The 3,029-nt window shown below is 56.8% G+C and carries 5 protein-coding genes; 4 read left to right on the top strand and 1 reads right to left on the bottom strand.

Annotation, left to right across the window (positions count from 1 at the left end; all coding sequences use genetic code 11):
• Positions 1-554, top strand: a 554-nt coding sequence (locus tag Q0L39_RS11430; RefSeq protein ID WP_296629302.1) for a hypothetical protein, incomplete at its 5' end; no start/stop codon positions are given.
• Between the two features lie 67 nt (positions 555-621).
• Here Q0L39_RS11430 and Q0L39_RS11435 read toward each other — a convergent pair.
• Entirely contained in the window at positions 622-1,281 is a 660-nt protein-coding gene (locus Q0L39_RS11435; protein ID WP_296629304.1) for an AAA family ATPase, read from the bottom strand.
• Positions 1,282-1,493: 212 nt separating this feature from the next.
• Between Q0L39_RS11435 and ruvC the strand changes: the two genes are divergently transcribed.
• The 3 genes from ruvC to Q0L39_RS11450 form a co-directional block, all read left to right on the top strand.
• Positions 1,494-2,024 (top strand): crossover junction endodeoxyribonuclease RuvC, encoded by a 531-nt coding sequence (gene ruvC, locus Q0L39_RS11440; protein WP_296629305.1) that lies wholly within the window; start codon positions 1,494-1,496, stop codon positions 2,022-2,024.
• Positions 2,014-2,625 (top strand): Holliday junction branch migration protein RuvA, encoded by a 612-nt coding sequence (gene ruvA / locus Q0L39_RS11445; RefSeq protein ID WP_296629306.1) that lies wholly within the window; start codon positions 2,014-2,016, stop codon positions 2,623-2,625. The genes ruvC and ruvA overlap by 11 nt, the downstream gene beginning before the upstream one ends.
• A 24-nt stretch (positions 2,626-2,649) precedes the next feature.
• On the top strand, positions 2,650-3,029 hold a 380-nt coding region (locus Q0L39_RS11450), incomplete at its 3' end, for an AAA family ATPase (protein ID WP_296629307.1).

Genomic DNA, 3,029 nt, shown 5'->3' on the forward strand with positions numbered 1-3,029 from the left:
AGCCGGTGATCTATCTCTATCCTGAGCAGACGACCAAGGTCAATGTCAAGCTCGACTTTGACGGTACCCTCACCAGCACCTATCCGACCTATCCTGCACAGGGCTGGACAGTCACCGCAGCGCCCGACGGCACGCTGACCGACAGCACCGGAAGAAGCTATCGCTATCTGTTCTGGGAGGGCGTGGCAAACGTCGACTGGCAGCAGCCGAGCGGCTTTCTGGTGAAAGGGGAGGATGCGCTTGCCTTTTTGGAGGAGAAGCTGACCGCCCTTGGCTTAAACGAGCTTGAGCAGAACGACTTTATCACCTACTGGCTGCCAAAACTCGAACAGAACGGCGAGAGCTTTGTCAGCTTTGCCGCACAGCAGTACACCGATGCAGCCAAGCTGACGGTCACTCCGCAGCCGGACAGTGTGCTGCGCGTGCAGATGCTGATGACCCGTGTGGATGAAAGCAACCGCGCCGACTTTGCTGCCCGTCCAGAGCAGCAGCTGCCGTCGTTTGACCGCGAAGGCTTTGTACTGGTCGAATGGGGAGGAACCATGCTCGGCTAGTCACATTCGATAAAAAAGAATCCCGCTTCCACAGGGAAGCGGGATTCTTTTGTATGTTAATCTGTCATTACGGCTGATTTGCGTTCAGTTCAGGGTCGATGCCGCGCTCCTGCAGGAAGATGCGCACCGCCTGTTCGATCAGATCGCAGCTCTTTTCGATGCCGAGCACCGAGGTGTTCAGGCACAGGTCATAGGTGCGCGAATCGCCCCAGTCCATGCCGGTGACACTGCGGTAGTATTTTTCGCGGTCCTTGTCCATCTTCTTGATCTTCTTTTTGGCCTCGTCCTTGGTCACGCCATAGACGCCGGCGATGTGCTCGATGCGGTCCTCCATGTCCGAGGACAGGAAGATGCGGAAGCAGTTGGGGTTGTCGCGCAGCAGATAGTCGGCACAGCGTCCGACGATGACACAGCTGCGGCTGCTGGCAAATTCGCAGATCAGGCGGCTCTGTACACCGATCAGCTCCGCCTCGGTGGTCACATAGTTAAACGCAAGGCTGTTGCCGCCGTAGGCAACAGGAAAGACGTTCTGCATAAAGCTCATCGAACGTTCGTCGATGCTGGACAGATACGCCTCGTCCACATTCAGCTCCTTGGATGCGATGGAAAGAATCTCGCGGTCATAGTAGTGGATGTGAAAGCGTCGGGCAAGCTCCTTGCCGACCATTCTGCCGCCGCTGCCGCGCTCTCGGCCGATGGTGATTACAAATTTCTGGTCTTTATTCATAAGGACACCCCCTTTATATCTCTATTATAGCATATCTGGCAGAATTTTCAATTTGATTGTGGAAATTTCTTGTTTCTTTTCACAAGAATCTGGAAAGCAAAAACCCATTTCCTCAAAAAAAGTTTGCAAAGCCGCATCAAACCAAATGTTGTAGCGGCAGGGAAAGTATGGTATAATATAAAAGTGTGTAAACAGACAAGGAGGGAATGGTGTTGATCATTCTGGGAATCGACCCTGGCTATGCCATTGTGGGCTGGGGCGTGTTGGAGTATCAGAAAAGCCGCTTTATTATCCGGGGCTACGGCGCCATCACGACGCCGGCAGGAATGGATTTTCCTCAGCGTCTTGCGATGATCTATGAGGACATGAACACCGTCCTGGAGCGGTACCATCCCGACGTGCTGTCGATTGAAAAGTTGTTTTTTACCAACAACAAGACCACCGGCATCGACGTGGCGCAGGCGCGCGGCGTGATTCTGCTTGCGGCAGCCCAGCGCAGGATGCAGGTGTGCCAATACACCCCGATGCAGGTCAAGCAGTCGGTGGTGGGCTATGGCAAGGCCGAGAAAAAGCAGGTGATGGAGATGACCCGCATCCTGCTGCATCTGCCCGCGATTCCAAAGCCGGACGACACCGCCGATGCACTGGCACTGGCCATCTGTCACGCCCACTGTGCCGGCAGTACGCTCAACAACCGCCTGCGCTTTGAACAGCAACTGAGGAGGACCGTCCATGATTTATAGTCTGAGAGGCAAACTCATCCACGTCACCGACAATGCGGCGGTGGTCGAATGCGGCGGCGTGGGCTATCTGTGCAGCACCACCCGCACCACCTTAAACGCCTTGCCGCCGGTGGGTGAGGAAGTGATGCTGTACACCTATCTGAATGTGCGGGAGGGCGCCATCGACCTGTTCGGCTTTGCAAGCATCGCCGAGGTCAACTGCTTTAAGCAGCTGACCTCGGTGTCGGGCGTGGGACCCAAGGTCGCGCTTGCCATCCTGTCCGAATTAAAACCCGACCAGCTGATGCTCAGCCTGGTGTCGCAGGATATAAAGAGCCTGACCCGTGCAGCCGGCGTCGGCAAAAAGCTTGCCGAGCGCATCCTGCTGGAGCTGCGCGACAAGGTCAAAAGCGAGGAGCTGGGCGACCAGCTCAGACAGGTCGGTCAGGTCAGCGAGCAGATTTCGGCGGGCACCGGCAACGTTGCCGAAGCGGTAGCGGCGCTGGAGGTGCTGGGATACAGCCAGAGCGAGGCTGCCCGTGCCATCGCCGGACAGCCGCCCGAGACAAGCGTGCAGGATCTGGTGAAGCTGGCGCTGAAAAAGCTTGCCGGCAGCAGGTAATCTGCGCGGAAAGGAGAGACACAAATGCTCGAACATGAGATGGACTTTGAAAACCGGATCGTCGCGCCGGAGTATACCTCGGTGGAGGATTCCGATGTGGAGACCTCTCTGCGCCCGAAAACGCTGAGCGAATATATCGGTCAGGAAAAGGCCAAGGAAAACCTGTCGATCTTTATGCAGTCGGCAAAGATGCGCGGCGAAGCGCTCGACCATGTGCTGCTGTACGGTCCGCCAGGACTGGGCAAGACCACGCTGGCAGGCATCGTCGCCAACGAGATGGGAGTCAATCTGCGCGTGACCTCCGGTCCTGCCATCGAGAAGCCAGGCGATCTGGCGGCGTTGCTGACCAACCTCAGCGAGGGCGACATCCTGTTCATCGACGAGATCCACCGCCTGTCCCGATC

Source organism: uncultured Negativibacillus sp. (genome assembly GCF_944388365.1).
GTDB lineage: Bacteria > Bacillota > Clostridia > Oscillospirales > Ruminococcaceae > Negativibacillus.

Coding starts and splice junctions, on each gene's coding strand:
- Q0L39_RS11435 (WP_296629304.1), bottom strand. CDS start 1,281: ATGAATAAAGACCAGAAATTTGTAATCACCATCGGCCGAGAGCGCGGC.
- ruvA (WP_296629306.1), top strand. CDS start 2,014: ATGATTTATAGTCTGAGAGGCAAACTCATCCACGTCACCGACAATGCG.